The 20,162-nt window shown below is 66.9% G+C and carries 18 protein-coding genes and 2 pseudogenes; 8 read left to right on the top strand and 12 right to left on the bottom strand.

Annotated elements, in window-relative coordinates:
• Positions 1-26: 26 nt before the first annotated feature.
• The 5 genes from ACFQZZ_RS24580 to ACFQZZ_RS24560 are packed head-to-tail and all read right to left on the bottom strand — an operon-like array spanning position 27 to position 6,258.
• Positions 27-1,712 (bottom strand): class I adenylate-forming enzyme family protein, encoded by a 1,686-nt coding sequence (locus ACFQZZ_RS24580; protein WP_378685228.1) that lies wholly within the window; start codon positions 1,710-1,712, stop codon positions 27-29.
• Positions 1,713-1,739: 27 nt separating this feature from the next.
• On the bottom strand, positions 1,740-2,921 hold the full coding sequence (locus ACFQZZ_RS24575) for a MaoC family dehydratase N-terminal domain-containing protein (protein ID WP_378685226.1): 1,182 nt from the start codon (positions 2,919-2,921) through the stop codon (positions 1,740-1,742).
• A 12-nt stretch (positions 2,922-2,933) separates the two neighbouring features.
• On the bottom strand, positions 2,934-3,917 hold the full coding sequence (locus tag ACFQZZ_RS24570; RefSeq protein ID WP_378685223.1) for an MDR family oxidoreductase: 984 nt from the start codon (positions 3,915-3,917) through the stop codon (positions 2,934-2,936).
• A 44-nt stretch (positions 3,918-3,961) separates the two neighbouring features.
• The gene (locus tag ACFQZZ_RS24565) at positions 3,962-4,723 is read right to left on the bottom strand and encodes an SDR family NAD(P)-dependent oxidoreductase (RefSeq protein ID WP_378685220.1); all 762 of its coding nucleotides are present in this window, start codon (positions 4,721-4,723) and stop codon (positions 3,962-3,964) included.
• Positions 4,720-6,258 (bottom strand): class I adenylate-forming enzyme family protein, encoded by a 1,539-nt coding sequence (locus ACFQZZ_RS24560; RefSeq protein ID WP_378685218.1) that lies wholly within the window; start codon positions 6,256-6,258, stop codon positions 4,720-4,722. The genes ACFQZZ_RS24565 and ACFQZZ_RS24560 overlap by 4 nt, the downstream gene beginning before the upstream one ends.
• Before the next feature lie 90 nt (positions 6,259-6,348).
• Here ACFQZZ_RS24560 and ACFQZZ_RS24555 point away from each other — a divergent pair, with 90 nt between their 5' ends.
• Genes ACFQZZ_RS24555 through ACFQZZ_RS24545 form a run of 3 tightly spaced genes read left to right on the top strand, consistent with a single transcriptional unit; the run spans position 6,349 to position 9,583 of the window.
• Entirely contained in the window at positions 6,349-7,548 is a 1,200-nt protein-coding gene (locus tag ACFQZZ_RS24555) for a CaiB/BaiF CoA transferase family protein (protein ID WP_378685216.1), read from the top strand.
• Positions 7,545-8,816, top strand: coding sequence for an acetyl-CoA hydrolase/transferase family protein (locus ACFQZZ_RS24550; RefSeq protein WP_378685213.1), 1,272 nt, complete (start codon positions 7,545-7,547; stop codon positions 8,814-8,816). The genes ACFQZZ_RS24555 and ACFQZZ_RS24550 overlap by 4 nt, the downstream gene beginning before the upstream one ends.
• Positions 8,816-9,583, top strand: a complete 768-nt coding sequence (locus ACFQZZ_RS24545; protein ID WP_378685210.1) for an enoyl-CoA hydratase/isomerase family protein — start codon at positions 8,816-8,818, stop codon at positions 9,581-9,583. The genes ACFQZZ_RS24550 and ACFQZZ_RS24545 overlap by 1 nt, the downstream gene beginning before the upstream one ends.
• Before the next feature lie 67 nt (positions 9,584-9,650).
• Here the strand turns inward: ACFQZZ_RS24545 and ACFQZZ_RS24540 are convergent, their stop codons facing one another.
• The 4 genes and pseudogenes from ACFQZZ_RS24540 to mftA form a co-directional block, all read right to left on the bottom strand.
• On the bottom strand, positions 9,651-11,192 hold the full coding sequence (locus ACFQZZ_RS24540; protein WP_378685206.1) for an AMP-binding protein: 1,542 nt from the start codon (positions 11,190-11,192) through the stop codon (positions 9,651-9,653).
• Positions 11,193-11,314: 122 nt separating this feature from the next.
• Entirely contained in the window at positions 11,315-11,872 is a 558-nt protein-coding gene (locus ACFQZZ_RS24535) for an NTP transferase domain-containing protein (protein WP_378685203.1), read from the bottom strand.
• Positions 11,873-12,524: 652 nt separating this feature from the next.
• Positions 12,525-13,696, bottom strand: a pseudogene (mftD, locus tag ACFQZZ_RS24530) (pre-mycofactocin synthase MftD).
• A gap of 511 nt (positions 13,697-14,207) precedes the next feature.
• The gene (mftA, locus tag ACFQZZ_RS24525; RefSeq protein ID WP_378685200.1) at positions 14,208-14,318 is read right to left on the bottom strand and encodes a mycofactocin precursor MftA; all 111 of its coding nucleotides are present in this window, start codon (positions 14,316-14,318) and stop codon (positions 14,208-14,210) included.
• Between mftA and mftR the strand changes: the two genes are divergently transcribed.
• A complete protein-coding gene (gene mftR, locus ACFQZZ_RS24520; RefSeq protein WP_378685197.1) occupies positions 14,317-15,006 on the top strand; it encodes a mycofactocin system transcriptional regulator in 690 nt (229 codons plus the stop codon). The genes mftA and mftR overlap by 2 nt on opposite strands.
• A gap of 212 nt (positions 15,007-15,218) precedes the next feature.
• A complete protein-coding gene (locus tag ACFQZZ_RS24515) occupies positions 15,219-15,935 on the top strand; it encodes an NADPH-dependent F420 reductase (RefSeq protein ID WP_378685195.1) in 717 nt (238 codons plus the stop codon).
• A gap of 207 nt (positions 15,936-16,142) precedes the next feature.
• Here the strand turns inward: ACFQZZ_RS24515 and ACFQZZ_RS24510 are convergent, their stop codons facing one another.
• On the bottom strand, positions 16,143-16,586 hold the full coding sequence (locus tag ACFQZZ_RS24510) for a winged helix-turn-helix transcriptional regulator (protein WP_378685192.1): 444 nt from the start codon (positions 16,584-16,586) through the stop codon (positions 16,143-16,145).
• Positions 16,587-16,706: 120 nt separating this feature from the next.
• Here ACFQZZ_RS24510 and ACFQZZ_RS24505 point away from each other — a divergent pair, with 120 nt between their 5' ends.
• On the top strand, positions 16,707-17,090 hold the full coding sequence (locus ACFQZZ_RS24505; protein WP_378685189.1) for a YybH family protein: 384 nt from the start codon (positions 16,707-16,709) through the stop codon (positions 17,088-17,090).
• 65 nt (positions 17,091-17,155) lie between these two features.
• Here the strand turns inward: ACFQZZ_RS24505 and ACFQZZ_RS24500 are convergent.
• A pseudogene (locus ACFQZZ_RS24500) lies at positions 17,156-17,392 on the bottom strand (Tn3 family transposase); the annotation flags it as partial.
• Positions 17,393-17,548: 156 nt separating this feature from the next.
• Positions 17,549-18,370 (bottom strand): SDR family NAD(P)-dependent oxidoreductase, encoded by an 822-nt coding sequence (locus tag ACFQZZ_RS24495; RefSeq protein ID WP_378685186.1) that lies wholly within the window; start codon positions 18,368-18,370, stop codon positions 17,549-17,551.
• 97 nt (positions 18,371-18,467) lie between these two features.
• On the opposite strand from ACFQZZ_RS24495, the gene ACFQZZ_RS24490 reads away from it, so the two are divergent.
• Together ACFQZZ_RS24490 and ACFQZZ_RS24485 are read left to right on the top strand one after the other, a co-directional pair.
• Positions 18,468-19,091 (top strand): TetR family transcriptional regulator, encoded by a 624-nt coding sequence (locus ACFQZZ_RS24490; protein ID WP_378685183.1) that lies wholly within the window; start codon positions 18,468-18,470, stop codon positions 19,089-19,091.
• A 428-nt stretch (positions 19,092-19,519) separates the two neighbouring features.
• Positions 19,520-20,113, top strand: coding sequence for a TetR/AcrR family transcriptional regulator (locus ACFQZZ_RS24485; RefSeq protein WP_378685180.1), 594 nt, complete (start codon positions 19,520-19,522; stop codon positions 20,111-20,113).
• Positions 20,114-20,162 lie beyond the last annotated feature (49 nt).

Genomic DNA, 20,162 nt, shown 5'->3' with positions numbered 1-20,162 from the left:
GGAATCGATGGCGTGGGGGACGCGGCTCAGGTCGTCAGCCGCTGTGCGGCCAGGGTGCGCAACTCGCTGGATTTGATCTTGGCGTTGCCGGTGAGGGCGAAATCGTCCTCGGCGAACGGCAATACGTGGCGCGGCACCTTGTAGCTCGCCAGGCGTTCGCGTAGGAAGGCGCGAATCTTGGTTTCATCGAGCGTTACCCCGTCGTGGGCCACCACGCAGGCGACGACCACCTCGCCGAGGGTGTCGTGCGGCACCCCGACGGTGCGCGCGAGTTTGACGCCCGGGTAGGCGGCCAGGGCTTCGTCGACTTCCACCGGTGAGACATTCGCGCCGCCGGTCTTGATGATGTCGGTCAGGCGGCCGACCCAGAACAAGCGACCGGCCGCGTCGAGATAGCCACCGTCGCCGGTGCGGAAGAATCCGTCGGCATCGAGGGTCTCGTCGCGCGGGATGCCGATATAGCCGAGCATGAGTGTCGGTGCCTTGACGCAGATTTCGCCGCTCTCGCCCCGGGGCGGCACCGCGCCCGTGATCGGGTCGGCGATCTTGATCGTCACACCGGGCAGGGGGACGCCATTGCTGCCCGCGTGCTCCGCCTCCGGGGTGTTGGCGGGGAACGACGTGGTGATGGTGAAGGTTTCGGTGTTGCCATAGGCGTGGTTCGGCTCGGTCCAGTTCGATGTGACGGTGGGGTGCTGCGCGAACGGGCTGCGCGCGTCCACGAATCGCATACTGCTCAGGTCGGTGCTGTCCCAGCCGGGTGCGCCCGCGAGCTGCTCCCACTGGTGCGGCCAGGCGAACGGGAAGTTCACCCGCTCGGCTTGCATCAGGGCCAGGGCCTCGGCGGGGTCGAAAGTCGGTTGCAGCACCAGGGATCCGCCACATGCCAGAGTCGCGCCCAGCGCCAGTGCGAAATTGCCGGACCAGAAGAAGCCGTTGGCGGACCAGCCGCGGACCTCGTCCTGCGGGGTGAAGCCGTACATCCGCCGGAAACGCCACATCTGAATGGCCACACCGCGATGCGCGCTGAGAATGCCTTTCGGGGTGCTCGTCGAACCCGAGGAGAAGAACAGCACGGCGGGGTCACTCGGGCGCACCGTCGCGGCGGTCGCTGCGATCGACGCGTCCCGTTCGCCGTCCCCGCGCGCGAGGAAACCAGCCCAGGTGTCGACGGCCGTACCCTCGCCCGCGGTGCCGATGGCGGCAAAATGGCGCAGGAACGGATATCGCGCTGAGCGCAGCATGCCGGGCGCGGCGGTGCCGATATCCGGTTCGAGTTCGGTCAGCACCTCCGCGAAATCCCTTGCCAGCACCCGTTGTTCGAACAGCAGCACCGACACCCCGGAAGACTGGAGCAGCTGGTCGAGCTCCGCCGGTGTGGAGAAGGTGCTGAGGGTGACGGCCACGCCCCCGGCCAGAGCGGTGCCGAAGACCGCCGAGATCCACTCCGGCCGGTTGGTCATCAACACGCCCACTCGGCCGTCCTTGCCCAGCCCGATCGCATGCAGGGCCCGGGCCACTTCTACCGATCGCTCCCACAGGTCGGTGTAACTCCAGCGCGTGATCTCCTCGGAGTTTCGGGCTACCAGCGCCTCGCGGTCGCGGTACAGCTCGGTCACCTCCCGCAGGAAGCCCGGGAGGGTGAGTGTTCCGAGGCCGGGCTCGGTGTCCAGCGGGGGACCGGACAGGATCGAATCCGCCTGTGCGTCCATGTGCTGCCTCTGCTTCTATCCGTGCCGCTAGAGCGGCAGCTCGACTTCGGCGGTGGAATCCACCAGCACGCCGCCGTTCTGATCGGTGAGGCGCAGCTTCACCTCGACCACGGGCACACCCCAGGTCGAGAGCGCCTGTTTGCCAATGATCTCGGCGTCGAAATAGGTCACGTCGCCCTCGAAGGAGGGCAGCCGGAAGTCTGATTTGATGTGGCGCACCAGGCCATCGGTGCCGGCCCAGTAGGCCAGGTAGTCGGTGCACCAGGCGCCCATGGTCGCGCCGTAGCCGTAGGCGCGTGCCATACCGACCTCGTCGGCCTTCGCGTCGTCGGTATGCCCGCGCGAGGGGCCGACGTAGAGACCGTCCCGCTTACGCGGATCGATCTTCGCTCCCTCCTCGTCGAAGGCGAAGCCCTCGATCCAGCCCGGGTCCTGATACACCCAGGGATCCTCGACGCCGGGCGGCGCGACCCATTCGAAAGTGCCCCAGATATTGAACAGGAAGGCCCGGTACTCGGTGGTGAAGCTGGCGATGCTGTGCGGGCCGATTACCCGGCGTGGCAGCGTGTCCCCGACTTTTACATCCTCGAACCGGGGCGAGATCCCCTGCCGGTTGGTCATCAGCCATTCGGTGCGCACCGCGTGCACCGCCTCGAGTTCGGCCGTGCTCCAGCGCTTCAGTTCGCCGGCCTGCTTGTCATACATGCCGCGCTTGCGGGCCTCCTCCGCCAGATAGCGGATGGTCGTGGACCTTTCCCGGGCAACCAGCACACCGTGCTGATTGCGGTGCGTGGTGTCGCCGCGCGAGAACAGCGTGGGCCCCGCGAATTTGGTGTCCGCCACCGTGTAGTCGTGGAAGCGGCGCTCCTGGAAGAGCTGGTCGCCGGGCCGCACCGGCGCGCCGTAGAACCACCACTCCTCACCAGCGAAGATCAGGTGACTGCCCGGGATCCGGCCGACGCACGCGGGTGCGCAGCCGTGCCCGTAATCGAGCGCGACGGCCATGGATTGCGGCGCGACGAGCCCGCCGTAGCGGGATGCGCGGGCGAACTGCTGATCCCAGTGCAGCGGATTCGGATAGTCCATCGCCATGGCCCAGCGCCGGATATCGGAGGCGCTGCACGGCTCCCAGAGTTGTCCGCCGCCGACCGGCTGACCGACCCGGGGTTCGACATCGGACAGATCGAGTTCGACGGTCTGCTTGCTCACTGTGTCTCCTGCTTATCGATTGACATCGACGACGATGCGGCCGCGCACCGTACCGTCCATGAGCCGGTGCGCGGCCGCGATCGCCTCGGTCGAGCCGACCTCTTGCGTAATCGACTCCAGCGCTTCAGGTTTCAGATCCTCCGCCAGCCGGGCCCAGGCCTCGGTGCGCCGCGGTGTGGGCGCCATGACGCTGTCGATGCCGCGCAGGGTCACCCCGCGCAGGATGAACGGGGCGACGGTCCCCGCGAAATCCATGCCCTGGGCCAATCCGCAGGCGGCGACCACGCCGCCGTAGCGGGTCTGGGCGCAGGCATTGGCCAGGGTGTGGCTGCCCACGGCATCGACGACCCCGGCCCAGCGCTCCTTCTGCAGCGCCTTACCGCGCTCGGCGAGTTCGGCGCGGTCCAGCACGGTGGCGGCGCCGAGCCCCCGCAGGTACTCGGCCTCGGAGGTCTTGCCGGTCGCCGCGGCCACGGTGAATCCGGCGGCGGCCAGCAGTGCGACGGCCACGCTGCCGACACCCCCGGTAGACCCGGTGACCAGCACTTCGCCCTGATCCGGTCGCAGCCCGTGGTGCAGCAGCGCATCCACACACAGCGCCGCGGTGTACCCGGCCGTGCCGAGCGCCATCGCCTGACGGGTAGTGAAGGCGGCGGGCAGCGGCACCAGCCAGTCGCCGTCGACGCGGGCCCGCTGTGCCAGCCCGCCCCAATGGCTTTCGCCGACACCCCAGCCGTTGAGCACTGCGCGATCGCCTGGTGACCAGTGCGCGTGCGTGCTGGCGGTGACGATGCCCGCCAGATCGATACCCGGGATCATCGGGTACTTGCGGACGATCGGCGACTTGCCGGTAATGGCCAGCGCGTCCTTGTAATTGAGCGTGGAGTACTCCACCGCGAGGGTGACGTTCCCCTCGGGCAGTTGCGCCTCGTCCACGCTGGTCAGCGAAACCGATTGTCCGGCTTCGTCTTTCTCGACGAGAAGTGCGGAAAACATGAGTGGAATTCCCTCCTGGTTCTGGGTGGCCCTGATGCGGGCGGTCAGCGGGCGGTCCAGCCGCCGTCGACGACGATCGTCTGGCCGGTTACATAGCTCGCGGCCGCGCCGGCGAGCCAGACGATCGCGCCGACCATGTCCTCGGCTGTTCCCTCTCTGGGTAGCGGGGTGTTGCGCCGCAGGTACTCGCCGCCGCGTGCGCTGTCGTAGAGGCCGTCGGTGATCTCGCTGCGGAAGAAGCCGGGCGCGACCGTGTTGACCCGGATGCTGTGGCGCGCCCACTGCACCGCCAGCTCCGCGGTCAGCCCCGAGAGCCCTGCCTTGCTGGCCGCGTAGGAGGCTTGCGGAATACCGGGTACGCCGACTCGGCCCGAGATGGACGAGACGTTGACGATCGCGCCGCGGCCGATGCCGAGCATGTGCGGAAAGACCTGCTGTGCCAGCAGGAATGGAGCCAGCAGGTTCAGCTCCACGGTCCGGTGTATCTCGTCGGGTGTCTCCGATTCGGCGCGCGCGGTGGAGAAGCGGTTTCCGGCCGCGTTGATCAGGATCTCCGGCGGGCCGAGCGCGTCGGCGACCACCGGCACGATCGAGGCGATGTTCGCCGCCGAGGATAGGTCGCACGGCACGGCGGTGCCGTCGATCTCCGCGGCGAGCTCGGCCAATCGGTCGGCGCGGCGGGCTACCACCGCGACCTGTGCGCCGAGCCCGGCGAGGGCCCGCGCGACGGCCGCGCCCAGGCCCGAGGACGCGCCGGTCACGATGGCTACCCGGCCGTCGAGGTCGAAGATGCGCGCGGTGCTCATATCCGGCTGCCGGGAGTGATGCGCACGAGCGTTTCCCGCGCGAGGAGCTCCGGGAGCCGGGTGCGGTCCACCTTGCCCATGGCATTGACGGGCAGCGCTTCGAGGCGCGCCCAGATCTCCGGCACTTTGTAGCCGGCCAGCTCGTCTCGGCACAGCCTGGCGATGGCGCCGAAATCGGGTGTGGGCGATGGACTTTCGATCAAAGCGGCGACTCGCTGGCCGAGCCGGTCGTCGGGGATGGGGCACACCGCGACCTTCGTGACCGCCGGATGTTTCCTGATGACCCGTTCCACCTCGAGGGGATACACGTTGGCTCCGCCCCGGAGGATGACCAGCTTCTTGCGATCCAGCACGCTCAGCCATCCGTCCGCGCTGACGGTGCCGATATCTCCGGTGGGAAAGGGCGTGGGCTCGAGGCGCCGGACGCCGCCGGATTCCCAGTAACCCAGAGCCGGGGTCCACGATTTCGCCCACGGACCGGAAGCTGCCGCGACGATGCGCAATTCACCGAGTTCGCCGGGCGGCAGCCGCCGCGCCCCGTCGTCGTAGGCGGCGACCTCGAACTGCGGCAGCACCCGCCCGCTCGCACCCGGACGCCACTGGGCTCCCACGGGGTCGATAGCGACCACCGTCGGCGCTTCGGTGAGGCCGTAGGTCGCGCGCGGAATCACCCCGTGCGCGTCGGCGAATGCCATGCGCACACTGTCGGGGGTATCGCTGCCGCCGCTCCACACTTCCCGCAGCGAACCGAGATTCAGCTGTGGTTGCCGAGCCAGGTCGTAGAGCTGGGCGGGTGCGCCGTTCCACACCGCCACCTGGCGTTCGGAGATCCAGTCCGCGACACCGTCGGCATCGCGCCGGTTCATCAGGACCGCGCATCCGCCCGCCTGCGCGGTGAGCAGCGTGGACAACACCATCAGGTTCAGGATGGTCAGCGGGAAGCTGTCGCCCTTGCGCAGTTCCGGTCCCCAGCCTCGGGTGGCGACCAGGACCGCACCCGGCAGCAGCAGGTTGCGCTGACTGTGCACCACAGCTTTCGGGTGTCCGGAAGTGCCGCTGGTGAAAGCGATTCCGGCGGGTGCGTCGCTGTTCGGTGGCACGCGTGGGGCCGCGTGGGGCTCGGCCAGGAGGTCCGACCAGCGATCCGGCGTTATGCACACCGGGGACGTGAGGTGGCAGTTCGGCCCGGCCAGAACGGTTTTGGGCTCGCACAGCTCGGACAGGTCCTCCTGCTCACTCGCCGACAGGGCCTCGCCGATGCCCGCCCAGATCGCGCCGATCCGCTGCGCGCCATGGAAAGCCGCGACGATATCGAGGTCGTTGGGCAGGCAGGCCGCGACGCGATCCCCGGGCCGCACGCCGAGCGACCACAGCGCGCCCGCCGCGAGGTGCGCCCGCTCGTTCAGCTCCGCATAGGACCAGACGCCCGAAATCGCCTCCACCGCAGGCGCTTCCGGGCGGGCGGCGAGCGCCGCATCGAGCACCGTCGCGATGGACGTGGGCCGCGGTACTACCGCGACTCTACTGGTTTCCACGCCCCCTTGATATCAGCATCCTTACTATCCTTGCAAGGATTAGTCAGATAATGTGGCATCCGTCGTCCAGATCTGGTGGAGCGGAGGCAGATGAGGCACACAGGCCCGTTGACCGGGGTGCGCGTGGTCGATCTGACGGCAATGGTCATGGGGCCGTATTGCACTCAGATCATGGCCGATATGGGCGCCGACGTCATCAAGATCGAACCGCCGGCCGGGGACAACACCCGTTACATCTCGGTGGGGCCGGAACCAGGGCTCGGGGGTGTCTTCGTCAACGTGAATCGCGGCAAGCGCAGCGTGGTCATGGACCTGCGCAGGGCGGAAGGTGCACGCGCACTGCGGGATCTGCTCGCCCACGCGGATGTCTTCATCCATTCGATGCGCGCACGAGCGATCGCCGAACTCGGCTTCGCCTACTCGGAGGTGGCCGCGGTGAACCCCGCGATCGTCTACACCAACTGCTACGGCTACGGCCGCCGCGGCCCCGACGCGAACCTGACCGCCTACGACGACACCATCCAGGCCGAATGCGGCCTGCCGTTCGCGCAGGAGCAATTGACCGGCGCGCCAGGCTATGCCGGAACCATCATGGCCGACAAGGTGGCGGGTCTGACCGCACTGTGGGCCACCGTCATGGCGCTGTTCCACCGCGAACGGACCGGAGAGGGCCAAGAGGTGGAGGTCGCCATGTTCGAGACCATGGCGGCCTTCATGCTGGTGGAACACGCCAATGGCGCGATGTTCGAACCGCCACTGGGCGCTGCGATCTATCCGCGCGCCGTCGCGCCCAACCGCAAGCCGTACCGGACCAAGGACGGATACATCTCGGCGCTGGTCTACAACGACAAACAGTGGTCGGCCTTCGTCGAGGCGGTCGAACCCGAATGGGCCGGTGCGGAATTCGCGACTCTCGCGCAACGCGCGGAGCAGATCGACGCTGTCTACGCCTTGCTGGGCAACACATTCTCCGAGCGGACGACGCAGGAATGGCTGGAACTGCTGCGCGCACTCGACATTCCGGCCGCACCGGTGCGCTCCTTCGACGAACTGTTCGGCAATGCGCATCTGAACGCGGTGGGATTCTTCGAGACCGTCGAGAGCCCGAACGGCCCGGTCCGCTTTCCCGGAATGCCCGCGTGGTTCTCGCGGACACCCGGCGCGGTCGCCGGGCCCGCTCCGCGGCTGGGTGTGGACACCGCGCAGGTCGGTGCCGCCCTGGCCGCCGATGGCACCAGCTGGCCGACCACCGGCGAATCCGACCGGCCGATGTCCCGGGAGCGCTCGTGAAGCTCATCGAGGATCCCGCCGAGCTGGACCTCGGGGCGTTCCTGCGTGCGGGGGACCGGATCGTCGTCGGCCAAGCGTGTGGAGAACCGACCTCCCTGATCGAGGCGCTGATCGCCCAGGGGGCTGCGATCGGGGGACTGTCCGTCTTCACCGCGACCAGTTTCTCGGGCCTGTTCACCCCTGCGACGGCCGAGAGTTTCGCGCTGTCCAGCATGGGTGCGATCGGCGCTCTACGTGGGATGGCCAAAGCGCACGCACTGCAGGTCATTCCGTGCCATGTCAGCCAGATCGGCCCGATGATCGGAGGCGGCTCCCTCGCCTGCGACGTTGCTTTCGTGCAGGTCGGACCGGCGGACTCGTGGGGCAATCACAGTTTCGGTCTGGTCAGCGATTATGTGGAGGCGGCGGTCACCGTGGCGCGGATCGTGGTGGCGGAGATCAACGATCAGGTGCCCCATACCTACGGTGCGACGCTTCCCAGCTCCCGGATCGATGTCGGTGTCCGCGTCTCGCGGTCGCCGGTTCAGGTGCCACCCTCGCGGGTCAGCGAAACCGATACGGCTATCGCGCGTTTCGCCGCGGATTACATCGGTGACGGTGCGGTCCTGCAAACCGGTGTCGGAGCGGTGCCCGACGCGATCCTGCCGATGCTGTACGACCGCCGGGATCTCGGCGTGCACTCCGGCATGGTCGGAGATGGCCTCGTCGGACTTGTCGAGGCCGGTGTTGTCACCAATACGCGCAAACGCATCGATCGGGGCGTGTCGGTGACCGGCGCGCTCATCGGGACCCGGCGGCTCTACGAGTTCGCGCACCGCAATCCCGGTATTCGCATGTGCGCCACGTCCTACACCCATGACACGGGAGTGCTCGCGGCGCTGGAGCGGCTGGTGACGATCAACTCGGCGGTCGAGGTCGACCTCAGTGGTCAGGTCAATGCCGAACAGAGCGGCACGACCTATCTCGGCGGAACCGGCGGGCAAGTGGATTTCGTGCGCGGCGGCGCGCGATCGCCCGGCGGGCACGCGCTCATCGTGCTGCCCGCCACCGCGAAAGGCGGTGCGGTGAGCCGGATTACCGCCGGGCTTTCGGGTCCGGTGACCACCGCGCGCAGTGACGTGGACGTGGTCGTCACCGAGTTCGGCGCGGCCGAACTGCGAGCGTGCAACCTGGCCGAGCGTGCCCGCCGGCTCGTCGCCATCGCCCACCCCGACTTCCGGGACGAACTGGCCCGAACAGCACACGCCATCGCGCGGAGAGGTTTCTGATGAACGACGCGGTGCTGTTCGACGCGCGCCCCGACGGCATCGCCGTCCTCACGCTGAATCGTCCGGAGCGACGGAACTGCCTGGCACAGGATGTGCGCGACGGGCTCTACGCGGCCTGGGACCGATTCGAACGCGATCCACGGTTGCACGTCGCCATCCTCACCGGCGCGGGGGAGCAGGCATTCTGCGCGGGCGGCGATCTGGCGGAGATGGTCGAGACGGAGATGGCGGTGCCGCCGCGTTCGATGTTCCCGCTGCCCTACGACACCATCGAACTGTCCAAGCCCACGATCGCGGCCGTCAACGGTGTCGCCTTCGCCGGCGGCTGGATGATCGCCCAGGCCTGCGACCTGTGCGTGGCGAGCACCAGCGCGCGCTTCGCGATCACCGAGGTGCGAGTGGGACGCAGCTCGCCGTGGGCGGCGCCGCTCATCCATATGATTCCGCAGCGCATCATGATGGAGTTACTGCTCACCGGTAGACCCATTACCGCGCAGCGCGCCTACGAGATCGGCCTGGTGAACCGGCTCGCCGAACCCGCGGAATTGCTGGATACCGCAATCGCATTGGCGCGCGAGATTCTCGAAGGAGCGCCGCTGTCGGTGCGAGCCGCGCGCGAAACCGTCATGCTCGCAACGGAAATGGGGAGAGGGGCGGCGTTGCAGGCAGCGCGCACCGCGTCCGAGGTCTGCTATCGCAGCGAGGATGCACAGGAAGGGCCCAGAGCGTTCGCCGAGAAACGACCACCACGGTGGCGGGGTCACTGATTCCACCGCGAGCCCCGCCCACCGAATGGCGGTGCGCCGAAACCTGCTCAGCCGCCGTGGTTTCGCGCTACTGCGGTACCGGGGCGACCAGGTTCTGCCGGACCCGGAACTTCTGCACCTTGCCGCTACCGGTGCGCGGAAAGTCCGCCACGACGTGAATCTCCTCGGGCCACTTCTGTTTCGCCAGCCCGGCCGCGGCGAAGTGTGCCCGCAGTTGTTCGAGTGACGGGGCATGACCGCCCGGATGCAGGCGCAAGACCGCTGCCACGTGCTCGCCGAGGCGATCGTCGGGGGCGGCGACAGCCGCCGCCTCGGCGACACCGGGCAGGCTCAGCAACACCTCTTCTACCTCGAGTGCGCTGATGTTCTCGCCGCCGCGAATGATCATGTCGGACTTGCGGTCCGAGATGGTGAGATAGCCGTCCGAGTCCAGGGATCCGATATCGCCGGTGTGATACCAGCCCTCGGCGTCGAAAGCCGCCGCTGTGAGGGCGTCATCGGTGTAACCGAGGCACAGATCCGGGCCACGGCTCACGATCTCACCCTCGTCGGTGAGCCGAACCTCTACCCCGGGCTGGTTGGTGCCGTCGGTATAGAGCCGCTTGGCTTCTGGTGCGGTGCACAGTGATCCGGTGATCGACGGGTGTTCGGTGCTGCCGTATGCGCGGTACACCGTGATCCCCAACGCGGTGAGCCGTTCGGCGACCGAGGCCGGGACCGGCGCACCACCCATGCCCGCGTACTTCATGTATCGCAGATGCTCGGGCGTAAAAAGCGGATGGTCGATCAGGCTGGTCATGTAGTACGGCACGCCGCCGCCCACTGTACTGTCGTAGGTCCGCATCAGATCCAGGATCAGCGCCGGATCCCAGCGATCGACGAGATCGACTGCCACACCGTCGATTACCGGGATCAGCAGTCCGTTCACCATGCCGATGAAATGGCCGACCGGAGCGGCGGTCAACTGCGGACCCAGATCGGCCGGATAGTGCGCTGCCAGCTGACGGGTCTCACACCCCAGCGTCTGATGACTGTGCACCACGCCCTTGGGCGCCCGCGTGGTGCCGGAGGTGAAGGCGTACACCGCCGGACTCCGCGGATCGACCGCGGCCACGCCCGTCATCGGCTCGGCGGCCAGCAGCTCGTCGAAATCACGGCCGACCACGCCCACGATCGGCACCTCGGCGCACAGCTCCTCGCGAAACTCCCACGCGCCGAACCGTTCCGCGGTCACGAACACCTGCGGTCGCACCGACTCCAGGATGTAGCGGACCTCTCGGTGTCCGTAGATGTGCACGATCGGCACTACCACCGCACCCAGGAACGACGAAGCCCAGAAGGTCGCCGCCGCCTCCATCCAGTTCGGCAACTGGAAAGCGACCACGTCTCCGGGTCCCACCCCGCGAGCCCGCAGCCCCGCCGCCAGCCGCCGAGCCACCACCTCGACCTCTTGGAACGTCCCGGACCACGGCCGGACCGCGGAATGTACCCGGAAGCAGGTGCCGGGTGCGGCCGCGAGCCCGCGCGCCAGCATGTCGCCGATGGTGTCCCGATTCCACCACCCCTCGACCTCGTAGCGCTCGACAAGTTCGGGAGGGATCGTTCGCATGGGTGACTCCGGCAGTACTCGGCTTCGGAATGTGATTGCCGTGTGTGAATATATCATTCGCTTGGGATGAGAATGCTGTTATCGCAACGTCGGGACATTGCCGACGGGGGCCAGCGTCGACCTCAGCGCAGATCTTCCGGCCGATCGACATCGTCGCCGACAGCCACGTCGTCGCAGGGCACCATGTGGACGTCGTGTCGTGCGAGATACGGCCGCGCCCCTTCGTCGCCGATGGCGAGTTTCGCAGCTTCAGCCCAGTGATCCCTGCCGAGCAGCACGGGATGTCCTGGATTTCGGTCATAGGTAGCCCGCGCGAGCGCAGCCGGTGCGGCCAGATCTACCAGCCGCCGGACGGCGGCCTCGGTAACCCCCGGTGTATCGACCGGCAGCACGACAACAGCGTCACAGTCACCAAGTGCGGAGAGGCCTACGCGCAGCGACGATCCCATCCCGGTGGCCCAGTCCGGATTGTCGATCAGGGTCGACCCCGTGAGTGTGGCGACTTTCCGCACCTCACTGGCCTGGGCCCCGAGCACAACCACCACCGGCCCACACCCGCCCGCATGTAGCACGCCGGCCGCGAGCTCGACGAACAGACTTCCCCGATACCGCACCAACGCCTTCGGAATCCCATACCGTCGCCCGGCCCCGGCCGCCAGCAGCAACCCCGCAACTGTCACCGAAGCAGCGTAGTTGTCGAACCTCGACTTGTGGAGCGTCAGCGAATCGCGTCCTCGTCGACGACCATTAAGTCTCACACGCACGCTGCCAGTCCGCGGCGACCTGCGACGTGCTCACCGCGGCCGCGCATCTGGCGCTCTTCTGCCTCCCGGATCAGCCCCGCCGGCCCGCTCGGCCGTGCGGTTTGCTGTGATGCCGGCCGATCTATCGCGCTAGGTAAAGCCGATTCTTTCGCAGTCTCAGGCGGCACCAACGACGGAGGCTTGTTCCTTTAATCGATGCGCTGAGCGACCTTCCGCGCGCAGGAACTGCACCGCGGTGTCAAGGGGCAAGAGATTGCCACCGTGGCCGTTGACGAGATGACGTCCGCGAAACGGTCCGCGGAGTGGACGAGTTCGACGAGCAAGCAGTCTCAACGCTGCCCGTCCGATGGACAGCGTGGCGGGGAAGGCCGCGTGTTCGCCACTGGAGCCGTCGGGAATCGCCGCCGACGAACCCCGCCGTGTGCGGGGTTCGAGGCGCCGCAGCGGGGCAGGGATTGCGGCGCTGGCGAAATTAGCGTCGCCGCCGTACACGCCGACGTCGAACATCGGCGTCCAGTCCCGGGTCGTGGTTTCCCAGAGCCGACGATCGCGATGGGAACGTCACTCATCACAGACCACGTGTGAACCCATCCGGTGCCAGCACATCGTCCGGGGTCAGATCATGGATCGAGGCGTGGCCGAGTCCGTACAGCGTGGCATCGATGCCCTGCCGCAAGACTTCGAGGACATTGTGAACGCCGTGTTCACCCGCGGCGGCCATTCCCCAAAGGTAGGGGCGGCCGATCATGACGGCGTCGGCTCCGAGCGCGACGGCCTTGACCACGTCACTGCCCCGGCGGATACCACCATCGAGGAGGATCTCCACCTGTCCGCCAACAGTTGTCGCGATGCCCGGCAGTAGTCGGATCGACGCGGGGGTGGAGTCGAGGTTATTGCCGCCGTGGTTGGAGACGGAGATGGCGGTCACGCCGATATCGACGGCGCGCTTGGCGTCATCGGGCCGGGAGATGCCCTTGATCAGGAACGGGCCGTCCCACTGTGACCGCAGCCAGGCGAGATCATCCCAGGTGGCCGGGGGAGTGGCCATCCATTCGGCGTAGGCGCCGAAGAAGGTCGGCCCGGTCTCACCACGCGGGGCCAGATTCGGGGTGGTCAGATCCGGGAATTTGCCCGAGCGGGCGAAGCGCCACAGCCAGCCAGGCCTGCTCAGCACCTGGGGCGTGAAAGTGAGTGCGGTCTTTATATCGATCCGCTCCGGCAGTGCGGGACTACCCCAGTCGCGGGCCGTCGCGCAGATCCAATCCAGGGTGATGATCAGGCCCTTGGCTCGGGCGTCACGGGCCCGGTCCAGCCGTGTCACCATGTCGTCTTTGTTCCCCAGCCAATACACCTGATAGAAGGTTTTCTCGTTCGCGGCGACTACCTCTTCGATCGGCTTGGAACCGAACGAGGACAACCCGAGAGCCGTTCCGGAGCGCGCCGCGCCCCGGGCGACGCCGACCTCACCAGACGGGTCGACAGCCTGCACGCCGGTCGGCGAGCAGATTACCGGCATCGAGATCTCTTGCCCCAGCGCGGTGGTGGTCAGGTCACGTGTCGCGTGCAGGTCGGCGATGTGCGGTCGCATGCCGAGTTCGGCGAAGGCGGCGGTGTTGTCCGCGAGGGTGATCCCGCCTTCCGAACCCGCCAGCAGTGCCAGATACACCGACTTGGGACTCGCTTCTTCGCACGCCGCTGTGCCTCGGCGACGGACTCGAACCAGTCGCGAGTGCTTGCCATGTGAAAATCCTTCTCTGATAAGGGAGTCAGCGCAGACCAGCCAGCGGGCTGGTGTCGCAGGCGCGATCCGGTGGGCCGATCGGCAGGGTGGTTCCGGCTGCTGAGGGCATGCCGAGTACCACCGCGCGCCGCGCCGGGCGTGTGCGGGAATGGTCTTTATCAGGCTGCGGCCGATTACTGCCCACCCCGGCGAGAGCGAGTTCGGCGTTGCCACGTACACATTCGGGATCAGGGCGTCCAGCGGCAGGCCGGTAAAGAACTTGGCTGCCATGCAGCCGCCACGGCAGGAGTCGTAGGCCGAGCATGAGGTGCACGCGCCGCCGGTCTGTGGCTCGCGCAATCGCGTGAAGAGTTCCGATGCGCGCCAACGGTTTCGAAGCCGCCCGAGTCCGGCGTCAGAAATGACAGCCGACGGGTTGCGTAGTCGTCGACCAGTGCGCCGAAGGACTCGGCACGGTAGGACTCCGACCCCGCCAGGGCGTACGGCAGGGGCGGGCCGAAGGCGGTTGGTTCAGTAGACACTGCACATGCCGTCGATCGAGACCGCTTCTACGGGCAGATCTTCCTCGACAAGAGCGTCGCCTGTGGCGACTACTGTCTGGTCTTGCGTTGGGTTGCTCATGGGCTACTCCATGGCGAATGGATTGGATGTGAGCCACAGCATAATGTCACCCAGTGCCATAATGGAAGAGGTGATGGTGAAAAGCTCATCAGCCGACGGCATGGCGTCCGTCATTCGGCCTGGCCGTCGGCGGTCGACGAATGCGGACGAACTGGAACGCGCGGCCTTCGAGCTATTCGATCAGCACGGTTTCGACGCAACGACAGTGGAGGCCATCGCCGCAGCTGTAGGTATCAGCAAGCGCACCTTCTTCCGGTACTTCGGGTCCAAGAACGACGTCGTATGGGGCGATTTCGGCAAGCAGTTGCACGTGATGCGGGAGCGCTTCCGCGACTGCCCGAATGATCAGCCGATCATGGATGCGATCCGAACGGTCGTCGTTGAGTTCAACCGCTTCGATCCAGCTCACGTGCCTTGGCACCGCAAACGCATGGAGCTGATTCTGGGTGTTCCCGCGCTACAGGCGCATGCGACGTTGCGGTATCGCGAGTGGCGCTACGTTGTCGCTGAATTCGTCGGTCGCCGTCTCGGCCTTCCAGCCGAGGAACTACTGCCGCAATCGGTTGCGTATGCGGCGCTCGGGGTAGCGATTGCCGCATACGAGCATTGGCTTACGTGGCCATCGGAGCCGTTGACCGATGTGATGGACCGCTCGTTCCGGGGGCTGGCGGACGGATTCATCGTGTAACCCGCAGTGGATTCGCTCCGCTCGGTCTGCGCGTCCGGAGGGGCTATCCACTGTCGTAGCGCCTTTTCGGGGTCTGCGACCTCGGCGACTGCGCGCGCCACGCGACGAGTTCCGCTGACCAGGGCTGATGCTAGATGAGCTCGTCTGCTTCGACGCACCTCATGCTTCGAAGATTTGCCCCGACACTGACCGCAACAATGAAAGGAACGGCGATGCCGACTCTGGGAATAATCGGAAGCGGAAATATTGGGGCCGCGGTGGCGCGGCTGGCAGTAGCGGCGGACATCGATGTCGTGATCGCCAACTCGCGTGGGCCGCAGAGCTTGGCTGATCTGGTCGACGAACTGGGCTCGCGAGCTACGGCGGGCACTGTGGAGCAGGCTGCCCGCGCCGGGGAGACAATCCTGCTCAGCATCCCGCTGAACGCGTACGGTTCCCTGCCCGCTGAGTTGCTGCGGGGCCGGACCGTGCTGGATACCGGCAACTACTACCCCTACCGTGATGGCCGGATTGCCGAACTCGATGCCGAAAAGATGACCACTACTGAATTGGCCGAGCAGCTCTTGCCCGGTGTCTTGCTGGTCAAGGCATTCAACAACATCCTGGCCCACCATATCCCGCAGCTCGCCCGCCCCTCCGGGGCGCCGGACCGCAGCGCCCTACCCATAGCGGGCGCGGACCAGGGGGCGAAGGCTCGGGCGGCAGAGCTGATCGACCGCCTCGGATTCGATACTGTCGACGCCGGAACTTCGAGTGAGGCTTGGCGTTTCGAGCCTGAGGCCGGTGCGTACACCCGGATCTACCTTGCCGACCCCAGTGTGCCGGTCGAGCGCATTCTCGAGGCCCCGGCCGCGCCGCTGTCGGCCGACGAACTGCGCGCCGCGTTGCTGGCGAGTGAACGGGTGAAGGTAGCCGAGCGCACCTTCTGAAGCTCGCGACGGTCCCTCCGTCGGAGCACCCGGCGGAGGCTTCGTCTATCCGGGGGATCCACTACGCCTGCCTTTCCAATTGGGTGCTGCACTGGTGGGCACAGTGGCGCCATGTCACCCGTTTGAAGACGCAGTTCTTACCGGCGTCCTGTGTAGGCCGGGCCACCGGTCGCGGTGAGCGCGAGTGTGGTTCGAGCAGGTCGGGTGTCAGGTCGACTCGACCGGGTCACGGTCGCGCGGGGCGGTCTCGCGTTCGAGCTCGGCGCGGATCTCGGCGATGTAGTCGAGGGGGTCTTCGCGGATGCGGGTGATCACCCGTTGCAGGGGCGCGGCCGCCGGTTCGTGGTTCATGCTCCACAACGCCATCTCGAACAGCGCCGGCAGCGTGTCGACGGCTTTGCCGGTCGGGACGTAGTGGACCTGGTTGCGCTCCCCGCTACCCACGCGACGCACCATCTCGGCGGCCTCGAGCCGTTTGAGTCGATCGGACAACACACTGGTCGAGATCGCCTCGGCGGAGTCGAGGAATTCCGCGGGGCGCCGTTTGCCGACCAGCAGCATGTCACGCAGCACCAGCAGGGTCCACGGATCGCCGAACACCTCGAGGAACATGTTCATCGGACACGTCGATTTTCCATCCGACCGTTTCATACCTCCAGCATAACCATAACAGTTGCATAATCGAAATGTTGAAGTTAGATTCTGTCGGTCCCCACAAGCACACCCTCGGTGAACCCGGCGTCACCGAGCAGGCACAGACGAGGAATCTCGATGGAACAGAACGTGATCGACACCGTCGCCGCGATGACCGCGGCCCTGGAGAGCGGCGATATCGACGCGGTGTTGTCCTACTACGTCGACGACGCGGTCGTGGCGTTCGAGCCGGGCGCCCAGGTGCGCGGCGAGCGGCAACTGCGCGAGGGGTTCGCCGCTTTCGCCGCGCTGAGCCCCCACTTCCGCTACGGCAACGGCCACGAGGTGATGATCGCCGGTGACACCGCCGTGCACATCGCGCCGTGGACCATGACCGGTACCGCCCCGGACGGCACCCCGGTCGCTCAGAGCGGACTGTCGGTGGCCACCCTGCGCCGCCAACCCGACCACAGCTGGAAGATCGCACTGGACAACCCCTTCGGCGCCCGACTCATCCCCTGACCGACACCCCGGCACCTATACGCGGGGACAGTCGAGAACGCCGGCAGTGCCGCGGGACCCAGTGAGAACAACGTGTCGCGCACCCGCAGCGGCCGATAGCCTGTCGGGCCGAGTTGAGCGAGTTCGGCATCGATGTCGACCTCGATCGCTCCGAAGAAGTTGATGTTCTCGCTGTGCGCCGGGGAGATGTGGGCCAGCACATCGTCATCGATGCGGCGACCCCTCGCGCGCATCTGCTCAACCGCGAGGCCGTAATACTCTGTGGTCCAAGCGATCACGGCGTTCGTGGCCAGGGTGCCGCAGCGCACCGTATTCCTTGAGCGCCGCGGCGAGGGCGTTCTGGCGGCCCGAGGCCTGTTCCGCCCCCGGCGGAGTCCCCGCAGCATCAATGTCCGTCAGGGCTATTCCACCGTTGGTGGACGGGCCGCCCGGCGCCGGTAAGCACAGGGCGGGGATGGTCAGGCCGGGCCGGCCTCGGCGGCGGCGGACAATTCGGCCCACTCCTGCCAGCCCTCGACCCGGTCGGCGTAGAGCTGCGGGACGATCTGGAGGGGGAAGGTGCCGAAAAAGATTCGGGACGGTGGGGCGCCGGCGTCGACGACCTTGAGCAACGCGGGGCCGACGCCGGCCGGGTCGGGGTTGGGGACGGTGGCGAAGCTGGCGTTGACAGTCTCCCGGAAGCTGTCGTAGGCGGACAGCGGTGCGGAATGGGCGGAGGAGGTGTTGAATTCGGTGCCGAAGGGACCGGGTTCGACGACGGTGACCTTGATGCCGAAGGCGGCGACTTCCTGGGCCAAGGAGTCCGAGAGTCCCTCGACGGCTGCTTTGGTGGCGGTATAGCCGCCCGTAGTGGGGAAGGCCGCGAGGCCGAGCAGGCTGGACACGTTGATGATGTGGCCGCTGCCCTGATCGCGGAGGTAGGGCAGTGTCGCCTGGATGACCCATAGGGTGCCGAACAGGTTCGTCTCGAACTGGGCGCGGACGTCGTCTTCGGTCAGTTCTTCGACCATGCCGAACAGGCCGTAGCCGGCGTTGTTGACGACTACGTCCAGGCGTCCGAAGTGCTCGTGGGCGCGCTGGACGGACTCGGTCACGGCCGTTTTGTCCGTAACATCCAGGGTCAGCGGCAGGATCGCGTCGCCATGGGTGGCGACCAGGTCGGCCAGTGTGTCCGTATTGCGTGCGGTCGCCGTGACCTTGTCGCCGCGCGACAGCGCGGCCTCGGTGAACCGGCGGCCCAAGCCGCGCGAAGAACCAGTGATGAACCAAACCTTGCTCATGGGAAGCACTCCTCTTTTAGATACGAAGACAACATTAGAGACCATATCCCAATATGGAATGGAGTACCACTTAGGGTCTGTGAACTACACTCACGACATGGCTGAGACATCCAGGGGCGCGCGCTTCACGCTGCGGGAGCGGACACGCGCCGCGATGCGCGATGAGGTCAGCAAAATCGCGTTCCGGCTCTTCGCTGAACAGGGGTTCGACAACACGACAGTCGAACAGATCGCCGCCGAGGCCGGCCTGTCGCGCACCACGTTTTTCCGGTACTTCGGCACGAAGGAGGAGCTCATCCTCGGCAAGATGGGTGAGTTCGGTCATAAGATCGCCGCCGCGCTCGCCGCGCGCCCCGCCGACGAGCAGCACTGGGAATCGCTGCGCCGCTCATTCGACGTGATCACCCAGCCGAAGCCTGACGAGCCTCAACCGTTCCTGGACCTGATGCGGCTGCTCGACGACGCTTGCGCCCTGATGACCCGCCAGTGGGAGAAGACGCAGGGCTGGCAGAGCCTGTTGGTGCCGGAGATCTTCCGTCGACTGGGCGGTGAACCCACCGATGACCTGCGCGCCCGGGCCCTCGTAGCGTCGGCGATTTCCTGCCTGGATGCCGCGACCGACGCTTGGACGGCCGGCGGCGGGGCCACTCCGTTGTCCGAACTCCTCGACGAGGCAATGGGCGTACTGGTCGAGTCCACCGCGTTGCGACGCACCCCTTAATCGGATGCTGCGAAGTGGCACGGATGCCCCGGCCCTCGCCACTGGTCAGGTGTGTTCGCCGGGCAAGGCGACGGCGGCGCTGGGGCTTACCTGCGGCGCCAACCGCCGGGTGACACCTGGCAGGCCAGCGCGTCACTACCTCACCGCGAAATCTTTTTGCTGTTGACCGCCGAGCGCACCGGCGGGGCTATACCGACGAGAACGCCGGCCACGTGTGCGACCACAAGGCACTCTTCTGGACCAGCGGGCCGACGTTCTGGGCAGAACGCCACTACCTACCGACAGGCCTCGGTCACCGACAGCCTTCCTGCGCCCGTAGCAATCGGCCCACCCCGCATGAGACCGGAGGCTTCCTCCGCTTTATGCTATGAAGGTATCCGGAGGCAGTATCCGTTTTGTTGTGGATCTTGGAGCAGGGAGGAGGGCGTATGGGTGCCAGGCAGCCGGGCCGCGGGCCGCGGGCGGATGTTCAGCGCAACCGAGTTGCTCTGCTGGAGGCGGCTCAGCGTCAGTTCCTGAGGTTCGGGGTCGGCACTTCGCTGGAGGCCGTCGCCAAGGACGCCGGCGTCGGGCCGGGCACGTTGTATCGGCACTTCCCGAACCGCGAGACACTGCTGGCGGCTGTGTTGCAGTCTCGTTCGGACGAACTGGAGGCACGCCGAGCCGATATTTCGCAGCTCGACGACGCGGTGGAAAAGCTGCGGCGATGGCTGCGTGCGATGGAGGAATATTTCAGCGCGTTCAGCGGGTTACCGGAACCGCTGATGGCTGCCGCGAGGGCGTTGGAACCGGACAACCCGCTGACGGTGCCCTGCGAGAACATCATCGCGACCACCGATGAGTATGTGCGCGCCGCGCAGCTCGCGGGGCAGGTGCGGGCCTCGGTGACGGGGCGCGACGTGTTCCTTTTGGCCGTCTCGGTGGCGTGGACCATGGGCGCCGCCGAGGCCGACCATGAGGTGCTCGACCGTCTCCTGACACTCATCGAGAACGGCTACCGCGAACGAGACGACAAGCAGTAGAGCAGCATCGGCCTCCGCAGGGTAGTCCGCGAATCCAAGGTGGAGCTGT

Source organism: Nocardia sp. GCM10030253, from assembly GCF_042675075.1.
Lineage (GTDB): Bacteria > Actinomycetota > Actinomycetes > Mycobacteriales > Mycobacteriaceae > Nocardia.
The sequence above is the reverse complement of the archived record's forward strand: the minus strand, read 5'-3'. Positions and strand labels throughout refer to the sequence as shown.